At 67.3% G+C, this 18,438-nt stretch carries 16 protein-coding genes; 8 read left to right on the top strand and 8 right to left on the bottom strand.

The window, feature by feature from the left end:
* Positions 1–12 precede the first annotated feature (12 nt).
* From L5G28_RS05370 to L5G28_RS05360, 3 genes are read left to right on the top strand one after another with little or no spacing between them, the layout of a single operon-like run.
* Positions 13–1,566, top strand: coding sequence for an LVIVD repeat-containing protein (locus L5G28_RS05370; protein WP_237000634.1), 1,554 nt, complete (start codon positions 13–15; stop codon positions 1,564–1,566).
* Positions 1,563–2,198, top strand: coding sequence for a DUF305 domain-containing protein (locus L5G28_RS05365; RefSeq protein WP_237000633.1), 636 nt, complete (start codon positions 1,563–1,565; stop codon positions 2,196–2,198). Before L5G28_RS05370 ends, L5G28_RS05365 begins: the two co-directional genes overlap by 4 nt.
* Positions 2,199–2,210: 12 nt before the next feature.
* The gene (locus L5G28_RS05360) at positions 2,211–3,503 is read left to right on the top strand and encodes an outer membrane protein assembly factor BamB family protein (RefSeq protein WP_237000632.1); all 1,293 of its coding nucleotides are present in this window, start codon (positions 2,211–2,213) and stop codon (positions 3,501–3,503) included.
* Here the strand turns inward: L5G28_RS05360 and L5G28_RS05355 are convergent.
* A complete protein-coding gene (locus L5G28_RS05355; protein WP_237000631.1) occupies positions 3,496–4,359 on the bottom strand; it encodes an NAD(P)H-binding protein in 864 nt (287 codons plus the stop codon). The genes L5G28_RS05360 and L5G28_RS05355 overlap by 8 nt on opposite strands.
* Before the next feature lie 109 nt (positions 4,360–4,468).
* Here L5G28_RS05355 and L5G28_RS05350 point away from each other — a divergent pair, with 109 nt between their 5' ends.
* The gene (locus L5G28_RS05350) at positions 4,469–4,861 is read left to right on the top strand and encodes a winged helix-turn-helix transcriptional regulator (RefSeq protein WP_372476875.1); all 393 of its coding nucleotides are present in this window, start codon (positions 4,469–4,471) and stop codon (positions 4,859–4,861) included.
* 19 nt (positions 4,862–4,880) lie between these two features.
* On the opposite strand, the gene L5G28_RS05345 is transcribed toward L5G28_RS05350, so the two are convergent.
* The 4 genes from L5G28_RS05345 to L5G28_RS05330 all read right to left on the bottom strand — a co-directional run bounded on the left by L5G28_RS05345 (position 4,881) and on the right by L5G28_RS05330 (position 7,672).
* Positions 4,881–6,167 (bottom strand): M18 family aminopeptidase, encoded by a 1,287-nt coding sequence (locus tag L5G28_RS05345; protein WP_237000630.1) that lies wholly within the window; start codon positions 6,165–6,167, stop codon positions 4,881–4,883.
* A gap of 5 nt (positions 6,168–6,172) precedes the next feature.
* The gene (purQ, locus tag L5G28_RS05340; protein WP_237000629.1) at positions 6,173–6,853 is read right to left on the bottom strand and encodes a phosphoribosylformylglycinamidine synthase subunit PurQ; all 681 of its coding nucleotides are present in this window, start codon (positions 6,851–6,853) and stop codon (positions 6,173–6,175) included.
* 8 nt (positions 6,854–6,861) lie between these two features.
* Positions 6,862–7,101 carry a phosphoribosylformylglycinamidine synthase subunit PurS gene (gene purS / locus L5G28_RS05335; protein WP_237000628.1) on the bottom strand — a complete coding sequence of 80 codons (240 nt, stop codon included), beginning with the start codon at positions 7,099–7,101 and terminating at the stop codon, positions 6,862–6,864.
* A gap of 82 nt (positions 7,102–7,183) precedes the next feature.
* Entirely contained in the window at positions 7,184–7,672 is a 489-nt protein-coding gene (locus tag L5G28_RS05330) for a glutathione peroxidase (RefSeq protein ID WP_237000627.1), read from the bottom strand.
* 80 nt (positions 7,673–7,752) lie between these two features.
* On the opposite strand from L5G28_RS05330, the gene L5G28_RS05325 reads away from it, so the two are divergent.
* The 4 genes from L5G28_RS05325 (at position 7,753) to L5G28_RS05310 (ending at position 13,775) form a co-directional block, all read left to right on the top strand.
* Entirely contained in the window at positions 7,753–8,226 is a 474-nt protein-coding gene (locus tag L5G28_RS05325; protein WP_237000626.1) for a MarR family winged helix-turn-helix transcriptional regulator, read from the top strand.
* Positions 8,223–9,758 carry a DHA2 family efflux MFS transporter permease subunit gene (locus L5G28_RS05320; protein ID WP_237000625.1) on the top strand — a complete coding sequence of 512 codons (1,536 nt, stop codon included), beginning with the start codon at positions 8,223–8,225 and terminating at the stop codon, positions 9,756–9,758. Before L5G28_RS05325 ends, L5G28_RS05320 begins: the two co-directional genes overlap by 4 nt.
* A 134-nt stretch (positions 9,759–9,892) precedes the next feature.
* Positions 9,893–11,269 carry a 3' terminal RNA ribose 2'-O-methyltransferase Hen1 gene (locus L5G28_RS05315; RefSeq protein WP_237000624.1) on the top strand — a complete coding sequence of 459 codons (1,377 nt, stop codon included), beginning with the start codon at positions 9,893–9,895 and terminating at the stop codon, positions 11,267–11,269.
* Positions 11,262–13,775, top strand: a complete 2,514-nt coding sequence (locus L5G28_RS05310) for a polynucleotide kinase-phosphatase (protein WP_237000623.1) — start codon at positions 11,262–11,264, stop codon at positions 13,773–13,775. The genes L5G28_RS05315 and L5G28_RS05310 overlap by 8 nt, the downstream gene beginning before the upstream one ends.
* 96 nt (positions 13,776–13,871) lie before the next feature.
* Here the strand turns inward: L5G28_RS05310 and L5G28_RS05305 are convergent, their stop codons facing one another.
* From L5G28_RS05305 to purB, 3 genes are read right to left on the bottom strand one after another with little or no spacing between them, the layout of a single operon-like run.
* Positions 13,872–15,998, bottom strand: coding sequence for a S9 family peptidase (locus tag L5G28_RS05305; protein ID WP_237000622.1), 2,127 nt, complete (start codon positions 15,996–15,998; stop codon positions 13,872–13,874).
* Positions 15,998–16,888 (bottom strand): phosphoribosylaminoimidazolesuccinocarboxamide synthase, encoded by an 891-nt coding sequence (locus L5G28_RS05300; protein WP_237000621.1) that lies wholly within the window; start codon positions 16,886–16,888, stop codon positions 15,998–16,000. The genes L5G28_RS05305 and L5G28_RS05300 overlap by 1 nt, the downstream gene beginning before the upstream one ends.
* 52 nt (positions 16,889–16,940) lie before the next feature.
* A complete protein-coding gene (purB, locus tag L5G28_RS05295; protein WP_237000620.1) occupies positions 16,941–18,368 on the bottom strand; it encodes an adenylosuccinate lyase in 1,428 nt (475 codons plus the stop codon).
* Positions 18,369–18,438: the final 70 nt, after the last annotated feature.

Genomic DNA, 18,438 nt, shown 5'->3' with positions numbered 1-18,438 from the left:
CGGGGACTGGCCATGGCGCGTGCACGGACTTCCACATGGCGTTTCGCCGCCGTCGTCGCGATCGGATCAGTGATCGCATTAGTCGGTTCGACGGCGGTCGCGCCCGCCGCGAACGCCGCCAACCACGTCTTCGGAGACATCTCGGACGTCGCCGTTCCGCGGGCCGAGTGCGGCGCGGGATCGCGCCCCGAACGCGCCCTGCAGGGCCAGGTCACCGCGGAGGACCGCAACTCTGGCCGCTCGCGACGTGGGTACGACTGCAACCTCACTCAGGTCGGCAACGTGCGCGGTGCGGGCGGCGGGATCGTGTCCGCGACATACGACCACTGCAGCTACACCGGCAGCCTGTTCCCGGGGAACAACCTCGTCCGCCAGCCCGGCGTGCAGGTGGTCGACGTCGCCGATCCGAGTGCGCCGAAGGTCGTCGACTCCCTGACTGCGCCCGCGATGCGCGGCGGCACGTGGGAGACACTCAAGGTCAACAAGAAGCGGAAGCTCCTCGCCGCAACCTCGGTTCCACTGCTGTGGGGCGGCGGGTACTTCGCCGTCTACGACATCTCCGACTGTGAACACCCCCGCCTGCTGAACCACGGCGCGGGGACGGCGACACCGCTGCCGTTCACCTCACACGAGGGCGGCTGGTCGCCCGACGGCCGCACCTACTGGGCGTCCGGGGTCTTCCCCGGGCATCTCAGCGCCATCGACGTCTCCAACCCGTCGTCGCCGCGCGTCATCTGGCAGGGATTGCACAGTTTCCTCGGCCACGGTTTCGGCATCTCGCCGGACGGGAACCGGATGTACCTGTCCAACATGGCGGGCGTGACGGTCCTCGACATCAGCTCCGTGCAACGCCGTGCACGCTTCCCGCAGGTCAGACATCTGGCGGCGTATCTGTGGCCGGACGGCCAGCTCAATCAGCATTCGATTCCGGTGACGTACGACGGTCGGCCGCACATCATCACCGCGGACGAAGGCGGGTCGGGCGGCGTCAAGGTGTTCGACGTGACGAAGGTGAACAAACCGAAGTACGTCGCGCAGATCAAACTGGAGATCAACCTGCCGGAGAATCTCGACACCAATCTTCGCGACTCGATGGGCAACAGCCTCTTCAGCAGCAACCCGCATTACTGCGCGGCCGACCGCCCCGACGACCCGACGACGCTCGCCTGCTCGTGGGAGTCGTCGGGGATCCGCGTCTTCGACATCCGCGATCTGACGAAGATCCGAGAGATCGCCTACTTCAACCCGCCCGCACAGAAGAACTCGACCATCGCAGACCTGCCGAACTCGGCGCATGTCCTCGGCTCGATCATCGGCGTCCCCGCGATCGAATTCCTGAGTCTGGGCATGTCGATCGTCAACGGCAAGGCGAAGCTCAACGACGCGCTCGGGCCGCGCTCGGGCATGGTCGTCGGCGGCGACATGTCCACCGACTGGTGCTTCTCGCCGCCCGAGTTCCACGGCAGCCAACTGTGGACCACGTGCTCCGACGGCGGGTTCTACGCGTTGCAGTTGAGTCCGTCCGTGTACACCCCGCCCGCAGATCAAGAGTCCGTCTCGGGATGACACGTGCGACCACGATCGCGTGCGCCGTTCTGCTGGCGCTCGTCATGGCAGCGGCAGGCTTCTTCGGCGGCATCGCCTGGGAGAACCATCGCGCCGAAGAGAACTCCCACGAACCGAACGCCGTCGACATCGGGTTCGCCCAGGACATGAGCGTGCACCACGATCAGGCGATCCTGATCGCGAACACGGTCAACGCCGACGTCGCACCGGAGGTCAAGGGGCTCGCCGACCGGATCGCCGCGACGCAGGCCGCCGAAGCGGCGACCATGCGCGGATGGCTCGACTGGTTCGGTCTGCCGCCAACGTCGGACCGGCCCATGGCGTGGATGCATCCCGGCGACCACGATCACGAGCAGACGACCGTCGACGACGACGAGCCGCCGATGCCGGGACTGGCGAGCACCGACGAGCTAGCGCGACTGTCGGATGCGCGGGGCGCCGCCGCGGAGGTCCTGTTTCTGCAACTGATGGTGCGGCATCACCGTGGCGGCATCGAGATGGCGACGGCCGCCCAGAACTCCGATACCGCGTCGGCGCCGACCCGACGGCTGGCGCTGGCGATGATCACCGAGCAGGGCGACGAGGTCGGACAGATGACGCTTCTCCTGCGCGCCCGCGGCGCGACCGCGTGATTGACTGACCGTATGCCGATCCAGACCCGTTCCCGCCGCCTCCCGCTCGGCATGGGCGCCGTCGCCGCCCTCGGCTCGGCCGCTCTCGTGATCACTGCGGGCCTCGTCCTGGGCCAATCGGCCGAGGACGAGATCGCCGGAGGTCACGGCGTTCTGCACGGCTACACATCGGCGCCGGAGACGGCATGGACCCTCGACGAGCAATCGCTGCCCGGGCTCACCGGCGACGGGGACATCGAGGTCGCCGACACCTCGGGCGACGACTGGCTCGTCTCCTACACTGCGGGCATCCGCCGGGTGTATGTGCTCGTCGACGCCGACACCGGCGCGTCCCGGTGGGACGCCCCCGTCAACGCCGGATTCGGCGCGTGCGCGTTCGACGAGTCGGGGGACATCGGCTGCGCGGTGCGGACCCGGACCGACGGACCCGACAACGGCTTCTTCCTCGTCGACCGCGAATCCGGACATTTGGAGCCGGCGTCGCGTGGCTCGGACACAGCCGACCTCGTCGGCATCGGCGCCGACTACATCCACGTGAACGACAGCGGGTACGGGGTGTCCCGCCGCTCCCCGTCGGGCGACGAACGATGGAGCCGCACCTTCGCATCGTCGGCGACGCCGACCGTCTCCGACGGCGTCCTCGTCGTCACGACCTCGGACGGGGCTCGGTTCGTGCTCGACCCGGAGACCGGCGAGGACGTCGTCGCCTGCCAGGACTGCGAGGTGACGACATATCCGACCGGCCTCGTCGTCTCGCGCAGCCACGACGGCACCACCACCCTCGACTTCTATCGCGTCTCCGACGGTGTCGTCGACCCCGATCGGACCCGGAGCGCCGACGGCCTGCAGGTGGTGCCCGGCCCGTCGACGCTGCCCGTGGTGACCGCGGCGGGCGACACCGTCCTCGAGTCGCACGGCCGCTACCAGATCCTCGACCCGGGAACCGGCCGCGCCGTCTGGGAGGTGGCGGACGCCGAACTGTCGAAGGTCCACACCCGCCCGTGCGGTCCACAGGTGTCGTTCGCCCGGAAGGACCGCTCGCGCGTGTTCTTCACGCTCGCCGACGGCGCGCGGGTCGGCGAACTCCCCGAGCCCGCGCTGGGCCATCCGGAGGTCGATATCGACATGCTGTCGTGCGTCGGAGCCTCCGACGAGGTCGCGGTCTTCGGCAACGGAAGTCAGCTGACGGCATTCCGTCCGTCCACCGGCGACCAGGCGTGGACATTCCCGATCAACGGTGACGCGTCCGTCGTCGACGGCCGCATCGTCCTCGTCCAGGGCTCGACGCTCAGCGTGCTCAGATAGCGCTCGCCGCCCGGATCACGTCGGCGAACGGCGTCTGCGCTGCTCCGCCCCGCAGATCGTCCAGTTCGGTCGACGACGAGTCGAGTGCGCCTGCGGCCGCGCCCGCGTCCGAATCAGACACGATCTCCGCCGCCTCCTCGGGAAGGCCTGCGGCGAGTAACGCCGCCTTGTAGTCGGCGACCGGAAGGTCCTGGTAGCGGACCGTCGTGCCGGCGATCTCGCCGAACACCACGGCGATGTCGGCGTATGTCAGATGCCGGGATCCGGCGAGCTCGTACACGCGGCCGGGCTCCGGCGCGATGACGGCTGCGGCGGCCGCGTCCGCAAAGTCGGCACGCGCGGCGGGCGCCACTGTCGCTGTGCCCGCCGATCCGTAGAAGACGCCGCTCTCGACCGCTGCTGCAGCGGACGCCGCATAGTTCTCCGAGTACCAGCCGTTGCGCAGGATCGCATGATCGACACCGCTCTCGGCGAGGTACGCCTCGGTGTCCCGGTGCTCGTCGGCCAGGAGCAGCGGCGACGTATCCGCGCCGAGCAGGCTCGTGTACGCGATGAAACCGACTCCTGCCGTCTTCGCCGCGTCGACGAGGTTGCGGTGCTGCGGGGTGCGCCGCCCCACCTCCGACCCTGAGACGAGAAGGACCCGGTCCACTCCGGTCAGGGCCGCGACCAGGGTCTCAGGCTGCTCGTAGTCGGCGATGCGGACGGTGACGCCGGACTCCGCGAGCGGAGCCGCCTTCGCCTCGTCGCGTGCGAGCGCGACAAGGTCGCTCGGGGCGACGCCGCGGGCGATGAGTGCGGCGATCGCCGCACCGCCGAGGCCGCCCGTGGCGCCGGTGACTGCATACGTGGTCATGAGGTTCTCCTTCGATCAGTTGATCTGCCCCACCATCATGCACTTACCATTTGTATAGTGCAACCGATTTTGTCAGCACACGCACAACCGTTGGTATAGGATGGCGGACATGACCGCCTCAGCCCCGTCCGACGACGTCGACCCGACGTTGGAGCCGGACGTGTTCTCACGCGCCTGCGCGTCGCGGGGTGTGTTGCAGGACGCGACGAGCAGGTGGGGCCTGCTCGCCCTGGTGGCACTGCGTGAGGGCGAGCTTCGTTTCAGCGCGCTCCGGCGTCGCGTCGACGGTGTCAGCGAACGAATGCTGTCGTCGACCCTGCAGTCACTCGAACGGGACGGCTTCGTCGTTCGCGAAGTGCTGCAAGCTATTCCGCCGCGCGTCGAATACTCGCTCACTGAGCTCGGAGCCGATGTCGCGGAGCGACTGGACGGACTGATCGACCTCGTCGAAGGTCGCCTCCCCGACGTCGAGAAGGCGCGCGAAGCCTACGACGCGAGATAGGTCGATCAGCGCAGGCCGATCAGCGAGACGGGCGCTCGAAGAAGGCGCGCAGGGCCTGCGAGTACATGACGACGTCGTCGACGCCCATGAGTTCACGGCAACTGTGCATGGCGAGTTGCGGAGCGCCGACGTCGACGGTCAGCAGTCCGGTGCGCGTCGCGGTGAGCGGACCGATCGTCGAACCGCACGGCAGGTCGGCGCGGTGCACGTACCGCTGCAGCGGGACGTCGGCGTCACGGCACGCCATCGCGAACTCGGCTTCGCCCGTCGCATCCGAGGCGTACCGAAGATTCTGATTCACCTTGAGGACCGGTCCGCCGTTCACGGCGATGCGGTGACCGTGCTCGTGCCGGTCCGGATAGTTGGGGTGGGTGGCGTGCGCCATGTCGCCGGACGCGCAGACACTGGCGGCCATGACCTGCAGGAACTCATCCCGACCGCCGCCGTTCACGGCCACGAGGCGTTCCAACACGGTGACGAGGAAATCGCTGGAGGCCCCACGCTCGGAGCCCGACCCGACTTCTTCATGGTCGAACAGCGCGAGCACGGCGACGCTGCCGCCCTGCTGTGCGTCGAGGAGCGCCCGCAGGCCCGAATAGCAGGTGCCCTGATTGTCCAGGCGAGGCGCGCTGAGGAACTCGCCTGCACCGCCGATGATGCGCGACGGTGTCACGTCGTGCGCCATGAGCTCCCAGCCCAGGACGGCGGCCGGATCGACTCCTGCGCGCTCGGCGACGACCGTCATGATCGAGGCCGTCTCGTCCAGGCTCCACAGCGCGTCGACGTGCCGCTGCGGGTCGAGATGTACGCCTTTGCGGTCGTCGGACAAGTGGATCGCGAGCTGCGGAACACGCAGGATCGGTTCGTCGATCTCGACGAGCGTGTGCGCGACGGACGCGCCGTCGGCGTAGGCGATCCGCCCGGAGAGTCCGAGGTCGCGGTCGAGCCACGAGTTCAGCCAGGCTCCCCCGTACGGCTCCAACGCGACTGTCGACAGTCCGGCGGCACGACGGTCCGGATGCTGCTTGAGACGAAGATTGGGACTGTCGGTGTGACCGCCGACGATACGGAACGGCACGTTTCCCGGCTGCCGGAACGAGTCGACGACGGACGCATCCCACGCGATGATCGATCCGCCGCGCACCACATAGCCGCGCCGAGCGTCGCCGGACCACGGACGGTCCTCGAAGACTCGCGTGTAGCCGGCGTCGTCGAGCGTCGCCGCGACCGTCGCACACACATGGAACGGCGACGGCGAGGAGTCGATGAACTCGCCGAGGCCGACCGCACTCGCCGTCGTCGTCATACCGGTCAGACGGCTGCGACGACCGCGTCGAGTGCCGAGTAGAAGAGCCCGAGACCGTCGTCGGACGGCCCGGTCAGCGCCTCGATCGAATGCTCCGGGTGCGGCATGAGGCCGACGACGCGACCGTTTGCGCTGGAGATTCCGGCGATGTCGAGTTGCGAGCCGTTCGGGTTGTCGCCCGCGTAGGTGAACACGATGCGCCCCTCGTCCTGCAGTTCCGTGAGGGTCTCGTCGGACGCGACATAGCGCCCCTCCCCCGACTTGAGCGGAATCAGGATCTCGGCGCCCGCGTCGAAGCGGCTCGTCCATGCGGTCACGTTCGACTCGACGCGCAGCCACTGGTCGCGGCACACGAAGTGCAGTCCCTGGTTACGGGTGAGCGCGCCCGGCAGCAGGCCGGCTTCGCACAGGATCTGGAAGCCGTTGCAGATCCCGAGGACCGGCATGCCGTTCGTGGCGGCGGCGACGACTTCACCCATCACGGGGGCGAACTTGGCGATGGCCCCGGTTCGCAGGTAGTCGCCGTACGAGAAGCCGCCGGGGACGACGATGGCGTCGACGCCCTTCAGGTCGGCGTCGCCGTGCCACAGTTCGACGGGTTCGCCGCCCGCGAGGCGAACCGCGCGCACCGCGTCGACGTCGTCGAGGGTGCCGGGAAAGGTGATGACTCCGATACGTGCGGTCATATCCGCCGTCACTCCGCCGCGCGGGAGACGGTGAAGTTCTCGATGACCGTGTTGGTCAGGAGATCTTCGGCGATGCGCTCGAGGTCGGTGTCGCTGACCGAGTCGTCGACCTCCAACTCGAACCGCTTACCCTGCCGGACGTCTGCGACGCCGGCGAATCCGAGACGCCCCAGCGCGCCGACGATCGCCTGCCCCTGCGGATCCAGGATCTCGGCCTTGGGCATGACATCGACCACTACACGTGCCATCAGGCAACCGCTCCTTCGGTGAGAAAGTCCTACGGCCGTATCGTACCCGGCCGCAGGCCTTTCACCGGCCGTGGGCGGCGAGTCAGAGCGCGGCTTCGATCGCCGACACCACTTCGGGTGCGTCGGGCTCGGTGCGCGGGCGGAACCGAGCGATGGCCCCGCCGTCGGAGGAGACGAGGAACTTCTCGAAGTTCCACTGGATGTCGCCTGCCTCGCCGTCGGTGTCGGGCGTCTCGGTGAGGGCCGCGTACAGCGGGTGCCGGTGCTCGCCGTTGACGTCGGCCTTCTCCAGCAGCGGGAAGCTGACTCCGTACGTGGTGGAGCAGAAGGTGGCGATCTCGTCGGCCGTTCCGGGTTCCTGGCCCATGAACTGGTTGCACGGCATGCCGACGACGGTGAGCCCCTTCGGGCCGTAGTCCTTCTGCAGCTGCTCGAGCGCGGTGTACTGCGGAGTGAGCCCGCACTTGGACGCGACATTGACGACGAGGAGCGGTCCGGGCAGGTCGCTGAGGTTCAACGGAGTTCCGTCGAGAGCGTTGACCGGGATGGACTTGATGTTGGAGTGACTCATACCCCACACAGTAATCAGCGTGAGTAACCTCACGGCTAATTGTGTTGCAGCAATAGTTGCGTGCCCGTAAGTTCTCTCAGGTGCCTGCGATCAATGACATCGACGAATCAGTGAGTGCGACGAGCGCTGTCCTGTTTCGTTTCCTCGACACCCTCGCATGCCAACAGAGCGCCCGCACTGCGGATTCGCTCGCGGCGACGGACATGACCCTGTCCCAGCTGCGCATGCTCTTCGTCCTGCATCGGGAGAACGAAGCCGTCTCGGTGAACACGCTGGCCGACGCCGTCGGACTGTCGCTCGCGGCGGCCGGTCGGGGCGCCGACCGGCTGGTCGGGCTCGAACTCGTCGATCGGCGAGAAGACCAGGAGGATCGACGAGTGAAGCGCCTGTCACTCACCGACCAGGGCCGCGCGCTGTTGGACGAACAGTTCACCCAGCACGCGGACGATCTGACCGACGTGGTCGCCACACTGCCAGAGGATCTGCGCAACACCTTCCGCAACACTCTGTCCGACGTTCTCACCCACCTCTCACCAGAGAAAGTGACCTCATGACTTCATCCGTCTCGGCCCCTGCGCCGGACAAACTCGGCCGCGATGTGTTCATCGTCGCCGGTGTGGTCGTCCTCGGCGCGATCATGTCGATCCTCGACGTGACCGTCGTCGGTGTCGCACAGAACACCTTCGCGGAGGAGTTCTCGTCCTCGCCCGCCAGCGTCGCATGGTCGATGACCGGATACACCCTGGCGCTGGCCGCGGTGATTCCGATCGCGAGCTGGGCTGCATCCAGATTCGGCACCCGCAACGTCTACCTGGTGTCGCTGGTCCTGTTCCTGATCGGCTCGGTGCTGTGCGCGATGGCCACCAGCATCGGCACCCTGGTCACTTTCCGAGTCATCCAGGGTCTCGGCGGCGGCCTGCTCATGCCGATCGGCATGATGATCATGACCAAGGCCGCGGGTCCCGCCCGTGTCGGCTCGGTCATGGCCGTTCTCGGCATCCCGATGCTCCTCGGCCCGATCGCCGGCCCGATCCTCGGCGGCTGGCTCATCGAGATCGCCTCGTGGCACTGGGTCTTCCTGATCAACATCCCGATCGGCATCATCGCCATCGTCTACGCGTGGTTCGCTCTGCCGACCGACAAGGACACCGTCCGCCCGTCGATCGACGGCATCGGTCTGCTGCTGCTGTCGCCCGGCCTCGCCCTGTTCCTGTTCGGTGTCTCCTCGAGCGCTGAGGAGCAGACGTTCGGCGCACCCAAGGTGTACATCCCGATGATCATCGGCGCCCTGCTCATCATCGCCTTCGTCTTCCACGCGCTGCGCTCCAAGAACCCGTTGCTCGACCTGCGCCTGTTCAAGAACCGCACCATGCTGGTCTCCGTGCTCACGATGGTCACGTTCATGATCGCGTTCTTCGGGTCGTCGCTGCTCTACCCGCAGTACTTCATCGGCGTCCGCGGCGAGACCACCCTGATCGCCGGCCTGCTGCTGGCGCCGCAGGGGCTCGGCGCCATCCTGACCATGCCGATCGCGGGCAAGATGACCGACAAGATGGGTCCGGGCAAGTTCGTGCTCGGCGGCCTGGTGCTGCTCGTGATCGGTGTCGGCGCGTTCGTCTTCCTCGGCCCCGACACGTCGTACCTGTACCTGTGCGGCGCGCTGTTCATCCAGGGACTCGGTATGGGCATGACGATGATGCCGATCATGTCGGCTGCCCTCGCCACGCTGAAGCCCGAGCAGGTCAACGACGGCTCCACCCTGGTGAACGTCGTCCAGCAGACCGCGTCGTCGATCGGTTCGTCGGTGATCACCGTCATCTACACCGGACTGCTGTCGGCAGGCGCCGGCTTGGCGATCACCTCCCACGTCGCACCCGACCGGGTTCCTGCGAACATCCCGCAGGGCGTGCTCGACCTCGGCTTCGACGACGCCGCGTCGGCGTTCGCCACGACGTTCATCGTCAGCACCGTCCTCGTCGCGCTGACGATCATCCCGGCGATCTTCCTGCCCCGCAAGAAGATCGCACCTACCGAGGGTGTCGAGGGCGCCGAAAGCGTTGAGACCGCTCCGGTCGTCATGCACTGACCTCAGTTCGCGCAACACTGTGCCCCGCAGCAACCGCTGCGGGGCACAGTGCTGCGCCGGGCCGTGTCACGTGAGTACTCCTCCACGGCCGAAACCGCGTGGACGTCAGGCACGTTCGATGTTTGACTGATCCCGTGTTCCTGACCGTATCGACCACGCACCGTCCCGCCACAGATCTCGGGTACCTGTTGCACAAGCATCCCGACCGTATCCAAGAGTTCTCGGAACCCACGAGCACGGCGACGGTGTTCTACCCCGAGGCGACAGCGGAGCGGTGCACCGCCGCACTCCTGGTCGAGGTCGACCCGATCGCCCTCGCCCGCTCACGGGGAAAGCGGTCACCGGACTTCGCTCTCGGCCAGTACGTGAACGATCGCCCGTACGCGGCGTCGTCACTGTTGGCGGTGGCTCTCGGCAAGATCTTCAGCACCGCCCGCACCGGACGCTGCGACTCCCGCCAGGAGCTCGCCGACTCGGCGATCGACCTCGAGATCACCATCCGCGCGATGGGCTGCCGAGACGGCCGCAAATTCATCGACCGGCTCTTCACTCCCCTCGGCTGGCAGGTCGATGCCACCCCGATTCCGCTGGACGATGCGTTTCCCGAGTGGGGAGACTCCCGGTACTTCGACGTGACGCTCCGCGGTGAGCTGCGACTGGCCGACGCCCTCAACCAGCTGTATGTGCTGCTTCCGGTATTCGACTCGGCTAAGCACTACTGGCAGACCACGGCGGAGGTGGACAAGCTCATCTCGGCCGGCGGCGACTGGCTCCAGACTCACCCCTACCGGGACACGATCGTCGACCGCTATCTGGCGCGCACGGGCGGCCTCGATGCGGTCGCTCGTGCGCGGCTCGCCGAACTCGACGACGTCGACGCGACCACCCGGGACGACGATGCAGCTCCGCGGAATCCGACGTTGAACGTTCGACGCCACGAAGCCGTGCTCGCCGAGATCGAGAACCTGCGTCCGACGTCGGTGATCGACCTCGGGTGCGGTTCGGGCCAGTTCCTGTCGAAGGTGGTTCGCAGCACCGGCATCGGACGCATCGCAGGATGCGACGTCTCGACTCGTGAGCTCCGCCGAGCAGCGGACCGACTCCACGTCGACGAGATGACCGAGCACCAGTCGGCGCGATTGGAGTTGTTCCAGTCGGCGCTCACCTACCTCGATCCGCGGATCGAGGGGTTCGACGTGGCCGTCCTCATGGAGGTAATCGAACACCTGGACACCGCGCGCCTGGAGGCACTCGAGCACGTCGTGTTCGCTCAGGCGCGCCCCGGCGTCGTGCTCGTGACGACACCGAACAGCGAATACAACGTGCTGTACCCCGACCTCGTCGGCATGCGGCACCCCGATCACCGATTCGAGTGGACGCGTACGGAGTTCGCGTCGTGGGCAGACCGAGTCGCGGACGACCACGGCTACCGGACACGTTTCGTCGGAGTCGGGGACGCCGACGAAACGTACGGCTCGCCGACGCAGATGGCGGTGTTCACTCGTGGCTGACACATTTCAGATCGGTGTTCCGGAGACAGGGCTCGTCCTTCTCGTCGGGACGTCCGGCGCGGGCAAGTCGACGTTCGCACGACGGTTGTTCGAACCGACACAGGTCGTGTCGAGCGACACCTGCCGTGCGATGGTCGCCGACGACGAGAACGACCTCGCGGCGACCCCGGACGCGTTCGATCTTCTGCACCACCTCGTCGGCATCCGACTGCGACGGGGACTGCTGACCGTCGTCGACGCGACGAACGTTCAGCGGGCCGCGCGCGCATCGTTGATCAAGGTCGCGAAGGACAACGACGTCCTCGTCGATGCCGTGGTCCTCGACGTGCCGCACGAGATCGCAGTCGAGCGCACCCTGGCTCGGGACGACCGCGACTTCGGCGCAGCGGTGATCCGGCGTCAGCATGCGGACCTGCAGCGGTCGTTGAAGAAGCTGCGCAAAGAGGGATTCCGGAAGGTTCATCACCTGCGCGGCGTGGATGCGATCGACGCGGCGACGGTGCGCACCGAGCGTTCGTGGAGCGACCGGACCGATCTGACCGGGCCGTTCGACGTGATCGGCGACGTCCACGGCTGCGCCAGTGAACTCCGGACGCTGCTCGTGGACCTCGGTTACACGATCGCCTATGACGATGCCGGGCGGGCGATCAACGCAACCCACCCCGATGGCCGCACGGCCGTCTTCGTCGGCGATCTCGTCGACCGAGGCCCCGACACCCCCGGCGTGGTCGCGCTGGTGATGGGGATGGTGGAGGCGGGCAACGCACTGTGCGTTGCAGGCAATCACGACGACAAGCTGGCGCGTGCGCTCCGCGGACGGCAGGTGACCGTATCGCACGGGCTCGCCGAGTCGTTGGCTCAGTTCGACGCGCTGGGCGACCCTGAGTTCCGTTCCCGTGCACAGACATTCCTTGAGAAGTTGATCAGTCACTACGTACTGGACGACGGACGACTCGTGGTGGCGCACGCCGGATTGGCGCAGGCCTATCACGGCCGTTCGTCGGCCCGCGTTCGCGCATTCGCGCTCTACGGCGACACCACCGGTGAGACCGACGAGTTCGGGCTGCCGGTGCGGTATCCGTGGGCCGACGAGTACCGCGGTTCGGCCGTCGTCGTCTACGGGCACACTCCGACGCCGACTCCGGAGTGGATCAACGACACCATCTGCATCGACACCGGAGTCGTCTTCGGCGGCTCATTGACGGCCCTGCGCTATCCGGAGCGCGAGCTGGTCTCGGCGCCCGCCGAGCGGGAATGGTATGCGCCGACGCGCCCACTCGCACCGGTGGAACGGTCGCGCGACCCGTCGGTGCTGCGGCTCGACGACGTCGCAGGCACCCAGTGGATCGACAGCCTGCATGCCGGGAAGATCAAGATCCCCGAGGAGAACGCGGCGGCGGCGCTCGAGGTGATGAGCCGGTTCGCCGTCGACCCCCGCTGGCTTGCCTACCTGCCGCCGACGATGTCGCCTGCGTCGACATCGACGGTCGACGGTTTCCTGGAGCATCCCGAGAAGGCGTTCGACGACTACCTCGGGTGGGGTGTCGATCGGGCGATCTGCGAAGAGAAGCACATGGGGTCGCGGGCTGTCGCCGTCCTCGCCACGGACAGCGACGTCGCCCGACGCCGCTTCGGCGTCTCCGACGGGTCGTCCGGTGCGATCTACACGAGGACCGGTCGACCGTTCTTCACCGAGTCGACGGATCTCGTGGACCGGCTGAGGACTGCGATGTCCCCACTGTTCACCGCCTTGGACACCGATTGGCTGGTCGTCGACTGCGAACTGCTGCCCTGGTCGGCGAAGGCCTTGCCGCTCATCACCGCGCAGTACGCGTCGGTCGGTGCGGCGGCGAGGGCGACGCTGCCCGCCGCGCACGCCGCGCTGGCGCAGGCAGCCGACCGTGGGCTCGACGTCGCCGCGCTGTCCGCGCGTACCTCTCGGCGGTTCGACCACGTCCGCGCCTTCCGCGACGCGTACGCCGCATACTGCGAACCGGGAGAGTCGCAGGCGGTGCGGGTGGCACCGTTCGCGATCCTCGCCGCAGAGGGGCGACTGCTCGCGACGTCGCAGTCGCACGAATGGCAGATGGCGACGCTCGGTGCGCTCGACGACCCGTTGTTGACGCGGACTCGGCACCGAAGCGTCGACCTGACGTCGACGGACGAGCGCGCCGCGGCCACCCGGTGGTGGCTCGACCTGACCGCTGCGGGCGGCGAAGGCATGGTCGTCAAACCGGCCGACGTCGTATCGCCTCGGATCCAGCCGGGTCTCAAGGTTCGCGGACGCGAGTATCTCCGCATCATCTACGGTCCGGACTACACCGATTCACTCGACACCCTTCGATCACGCAGCCTCGGGCGCAAACGGTCGATGGCGACTCGAGAACACGGCCTCGGTCTCGATGCGCTCGCCGCTCTCGTCGACCGCAAACCCCTGTGGGAGATGCATCGGAGCGTCTTCGCCGTCCTCGCCCTCGAGTCCGAACCGGTGGATCCACGGCTGTGAGGACAGCGGGCTAGAAGACCACTCCGCCGTTCTGTGCCGCTATGCGGTCCAGAACGGCGGAGTTGTCTGGGCTGGTCGGCCTCGGTTGGACGATCGTCAGACAGTCACGGCACCGGACTCGCGGAGAATCCAGGCGAGTTCGTAGGCCGTCTCCTCCCACTGCTTGTACCGGCCGCTGACACCGCCGTGCCCCGCGGACATCTCGGTCTTGAGTAGGACGTGGTGGCCCGACGTGGTCGACTCTTGGAGCCTCGCAACCCATTTGGCGGCCTCGGTGAAGAGCACGCGGGTGTCGTTGAGGGAAGCGAGCGCCAAGATCGCCGGGTAGTCGCGCGGGGCGACGTTCTCGTACGGCGAGTACGACTTCATGTATGCGTACACGTCGGCGTCGTGGTACGGGTCGCCCCACTCGTCCCATTCGGTGACGGTCAACGGCAGGCTCGAATCGAGCATCGATGTCAGCGCATCGACGAACGGGACCGCCGCGAGGACGCCGCGGAACAGTTCGGGCGCCATGTTCGCGACCGCGCCCATCAGGAGTCCGCCCGCCGAGCCGCCGTCGGCGATCAACTGCTGCGGCGACGTACGGCCCGAGTCGATCAGGTGCCGCGCGACCGCGATGTAGTCGGTGAACGTGTTGCGCTTGCGCATGAGTCGACCGTCCTCGTACCACGGTCGACCGAGTTCACCTCCGCCGCGGATGTGCGCGTACGCCATGACGACGCCACGGTCTAGCAGTGACAGCCGGGGCACGGCGAAACCGGGATCGATCGGCGTCTCGTACGCGCCGTAGCCGACCAGTAGCACCGGGGCCGGACCGTCGGCGAGGTCCCGCCGTCGTACCAGGGACACCGGGACGCGAGTGCCGTCGTCGGCCGTCGCCCAGTCGCGGGTCGCGACATAGTCGGACGGGTCGTAGTGGCCGAGGACGGTCTGGCGCCGCAGCAGCGTCCGCTGCCCCGTCGCGACGTCGAGATCGAGGGCTTCCACCGGGTCGACGAAGCTCGTGTAGACGATCCGCAGCCGGGGCGTGCCCCATTCGGGATTCGATCCCAGTCCCGGCGAACACAAGTCTTGATCGAACGTCACTTCGACGAAGTCGTCGACAGTCGGAATGCCCGCTACCGCACGCAGATCGGCGACGGCGAGTTTCGGCAGGGCGTCCGACCGGTACGACAGCACCAGGTAGTCGCGGAAGCTGTCGACATCCTCGATGCGGCGAGCCGGATCGTGCGGAATGAAGGGTCGACGCGCCGCGATGTCGTCGACGGGGGCGATGTCCACCGCATAGTTGACGGCTTTGACGCCGTCGACCTCACCGTTGTGCACGATCAGGAAGTAGTCGTCGCCGTCGATGCGTGCGTGGTCGACTCCGTACTCGGTACCCGGCGTCCGGCCGGCGACGGAGACGAACTCACCGGTCGGGTCGTCGGCGGCCAGCACGAACATCTCCGACGTCAGCTTCGAGTCGGCGCCGATCAACAGATACTCGTCGCTCGGCGTCGATCCGACACCCACCCAGAAGTGCTCGTCGGGCTCGTGGAACACCTTCACGTCGTCGGCGCCCGCGCCGACCTCGTGCCGCCACACCGTGTCGGGACGCCATGCGTCGTCGACGGTCAGATAGAAGACGAACCGGCCGTCCTTCGACCAGGTGGCGCCGCCCGCGGTGTCGCGGACCTCGCCCGGCAGGTCCTTCCCGGTCCCCAGGTCGCGGAACCGCAGCGTGTACCGCTCATTGCCTTCGGTGTCGACGCTGTACGCGAGCCGAGTGCCGTCGTGGGACACCGACAGCGCGCCCATGCTGAAGAACTCGGTGCCCGCCGCTTCGTCGTTGGCGTCGAAGAAGACTTCCTCACCGGGCAGGTCGGCGTCGACCGACACTTCTGGGGGCGTCCAGTCGTCGTCACCGCGGATCGGGCACCGGCAGTATGTGGCGTAGCTCTGCCCTTCGGTGGTGCGCGCGAAGTACCAGTAGCCTTCGCTGCGCGTGGGCAGCCCCATGTCGGTCTCTTTGGTGCGCGCTTTGATCTCGCCGAAGATCGTCGCCCGCAGGTCCGCGAGGTCCGCGGTCTGCTCCTCGGTGTGCGCGTTCTGACCTTCGAGGTACGCGATCACCTCGGGGTCGGACTTGTCGCGCAGCCACTCGTACTGATCGGCGAAGACGTCTCCGTGGTGGATCCGCTCGGAGTGGACCTTCTTCGCCACTGGCGCCGCCGGCATCAGAGTCGGTCCGCCCAGTCGGCGAAAGACAGTTGCGAAATGCGTTCGTAGGCTTCGATGTAGCGCTGTCGGGTCCGCTCGACGATGTCCGCGGGCAGCGCGGGCGGCTGCTGCTCAGAGGCTTTGTCCCACGCCGAGTCGGGACCGGTGAGCCAGTTGCGCACGATCTGCTTGTCGAAGCTCGGCTGGACCCGCCCGGGCGTGTACGCCTGCGCGTCCCAATACCTGGACGAGTCGGATGTCAGCACCTCGTCGGCGAGGACCAGTGACCCGTCGGCCGCCTGTCCGAACTCGAACTTGGTGTCGGCCAGGATGATTCCGCGGTCAGCGGCCAGGTCGGCACCGCGCCGGTAGATGTCGAGTGTCGCGTGCCGCAAAGCTTGCGCCAGGTCATCGCCGACGGTGGCTGCGACCTGTTCGAACGAGACGTTCTCGTCGTGGTCACCGACCGCGGCTTTGGTGGCTGGCGTGAAGATCGGCTCCGGCAGCTTGTCCGACTCGCCGAGCCCGTCGGGCAGAGGCACCCCGCACACTGAGCCGGTCGCCCGGTAGTCGACGAGCCCGGACCCCGTCAGGTAGCCGCGTGCGACGCACTCGACGGGAACCATCGGAAGCTTCTCGACGACCATCGAGCGTCCGACGAGGTCTGCGGGGATCCGCTCGTCGTCTGGGCCGCCCACGAGATGGTTCGGCACGCCGAGCGCATCGAACCAGAAGAAGCTGGCCGCGGTGAGGATCCGCCCCTTGTCCGGGATCGGCGTCGACAGGACGAAGTCGTACGCCGAGATCCGGTCGGAGGTGACCAGCAACAGCGTCTGTTCGTCGATCTCGTAGATGTCGCGGACCTTGCCGGACGCGATGTGTCGGTAGGACTCGAGTGCTGGACGCATGGGGTGAGTGAACCTTCGGGTCGGAGACGTCGTGGCGGGATCGGCGCGGGCGCTACAGGATCGGCGCGGGCGTGTAGGCGGCGGCGTTGGGGTAGGCGTCCATCCATTTCTGTGCTTGTTCGACGACCGATGTGACCTGCGCCTCGGCCGCCCCGGTGAACGCCGACTTGTCGGCGATCAGGTCGTCGAGCTGTGCCCGGTCGAGCGGAATGCGGCTGTCGGCGGCGAGCCGGTCGAGGAGATCCGGTTCGCGGCCCTCTTCACGCATCGCGAGGGCGACGGAGACGGCGTTCTCCTTGATGGCCTCGTGCGCCGTCTCGCGTCCGACGCCTGCGCGCACCGATGCCATCAACACCTTGGTGGTGGCGAGGAACGGCAGGTAGCGGTCGAGTTCGTTAGCGATGACGGCCGGATAGGCGCCGAATTCGGCGAGGACCGTCAGGAATGTCTCCATGAGTCCGTCGATCGCGAAGAAGGCGTCGGGTAGCGCGACACGTCGCACCACCGAGCAGAACACGTCGCCCTCGTTCCACTGGGCTCCGGCGAGTTCGCCGGTCATCGACGCATAGCCGCGGAGAATGACGGCGAGGCCGTTGACCCGCTCACAGCTGCGGGTGTTCATCTTGTGCGGCATCGCCGAACTGCCGACCTGGCCGGGCTGGAAGCCTTCGGTGACGAGTTCGTGACCCGCCATCAAACGGATCGTGGTGGCCAGCGACGACGGCCCGGCCGCGACCTGCACGAGCGCGGAGACGACGTCGTAGTCGAGGGAACGCGGGTACACCTGGCCGACGGAGGTCAGACCGGTCGCGAAGCCGAGGTGCTGCGCGACCTTGCCTTCGAGCTCGTCGAGCTTGCCCGCGTCGCCGTCGAGTAGGTCGAGCATGTCCTGGCTGGTGCCCATGGGGCCTTTGACGCCGCGGAGCGGGTAGCGCGCGATCAGTTCATCGACGCGGGTCAGCGCGATCATCAGTTCGTCCGCCGCGGACGCGAACCGCTTGCCGAGGGTCGTCGACTGGGCTGCCACGTTGTGGCTGCGACCCGCCATCACGACGGTCGCGTACTGCGCCGCACGGTCGGTGACGCGGGCGAGTACGGCGACGCCGTGTGCGCGCACGTGCTGCAGGGACAGCAGGACCTGCAGTTGCTCGACGTTCTCGGTGAGGTCCCGGCTCGTCATGCCCTTGTGGATCTGTTCATGCCCGGCGAGCGCGTTGAACTCTTCGATTCGAGCCTTCACGTCGTGGCGGGTGACCCGCTCACGGTCGGCGATCGACTCGAGGTCGATCTGGTCGACGACCCGCTCGTAGTCGACGATGGCGTCGGCCGGGACGTCGATCCCGAGGTCGCGCTGCGCTTTCATCACGGCGATCCAGAGTTGACGCTCCAACGCGATCTTGTGCTGCGGCGACCAGATCTGTGCCAGGTCGGCGGACGCGTATCGATTGGCAAGGACATTGCTGATAGCAGGTTTACCCACGTTGTGCAGTCTAGTGGTGTCCAGTGCACGTGCCGAATCCCTACCCTTCTGGGGAACCCTTCTGGGGAGT

This window comes from Gordonia liuliyuniae (assembly GCF_021739025.1).
GTDB lineage: Bacteria > Actinomycetota > Actinomycetes > Mycobacteriales > Mycobacteriaceae > Gordonia > Gordonia liuliyuniae.
The sequence above is the reverse complement of the archived record's forward strand: the minus strand, read 5'-3'. Positions and strand labels throughout refer to the sequence as shown.

Bases quoted from the DNA above. Each gene is read 5' to 3' on its own strand.
- L5G28_RS05300 (WP_237000621.1), bottom strand. From the start codon at position 16,888: ATGCGTCCAGCACTCGAGTCCTACCGACACATCGCGTCCGGCAAGGTC.
- L5G28_RS05365 (WP_237000633.1), top strand. From the start codon at position 1,563: ATGACACGTGCGACCACGATCGCGTGCGCCGTTCTGCTGGCGCTCGTC.
- L5G28_RS05355 (WP_237000631.1), bottom strand. From the start codon at position 4,359: ATGACCACGTATGCAGTCACCGGCGCCACGGGCGGCCTCGGCGGTGCG.
- L5G28_RS05305 (WP_237000622.1), bottom strand. From the start codon at position 15,998: ATGCCGGCGGCGCCAGTGGCGAAGAAGGTCCACTCCGAGCGGATCCAC.
- L5G28_RS05370 (WP_237000634.1), top strand. From the start codon at position 13: ATGGCGCGTGCACGGACTTCCACATGGCGTTTCGCCGCCGTCGTCGCG.
- L5G28_RS05360 (WP_237000632.1), top strand. From the start codon at position 2,211: ATGCCGATCCAGACCCGTTCCCGCCGCCTCCCGCTCGGCATGGGCGCC.
- L5G28_RS05345 (WP_237000630.1), bottom strand. From the start codon at position 6,167: ATGACGACGACGGCGAGTGCGGTCGGCCTCGGCGAGTTCATCGACTCC.
- L5G28_RS05350 (WP_372476875.1), top strand. From the start codon at position 4,469: ATGACCGCCTCAGCCCCGTCCGACGACGTCGACCCGACGTTGGAGCCG.
- L5G28_RS05330 (WP_237000627.1), bottom strand. From the start codon at position 7,672: ATGAGTCACTCCAACATCAAGTCCATCCCGGTCAACGCTCTCGACGGA.
- L5G28_RS05320 (WP_237000625.1), top strand. From the start codon at position 8,223: ATGACTTCATCCGTCTCGGCCCCTGCGCCGGACAAACTCGGCCGCGAT.
- purQ (WP_237000629.1), bottom strand. From the start codon at position 6,853: ATGACCGCACGTATCGGAGTCATCACCTTTCCCGGCACCCTCGACGAC.
- purS (WP_237000628.1), bottom strand. From the start codon at position 7,101: ATGGCACGTGTAGTGGTCGATGTCATGCCCAAGGCCGAGATCCTGGAT.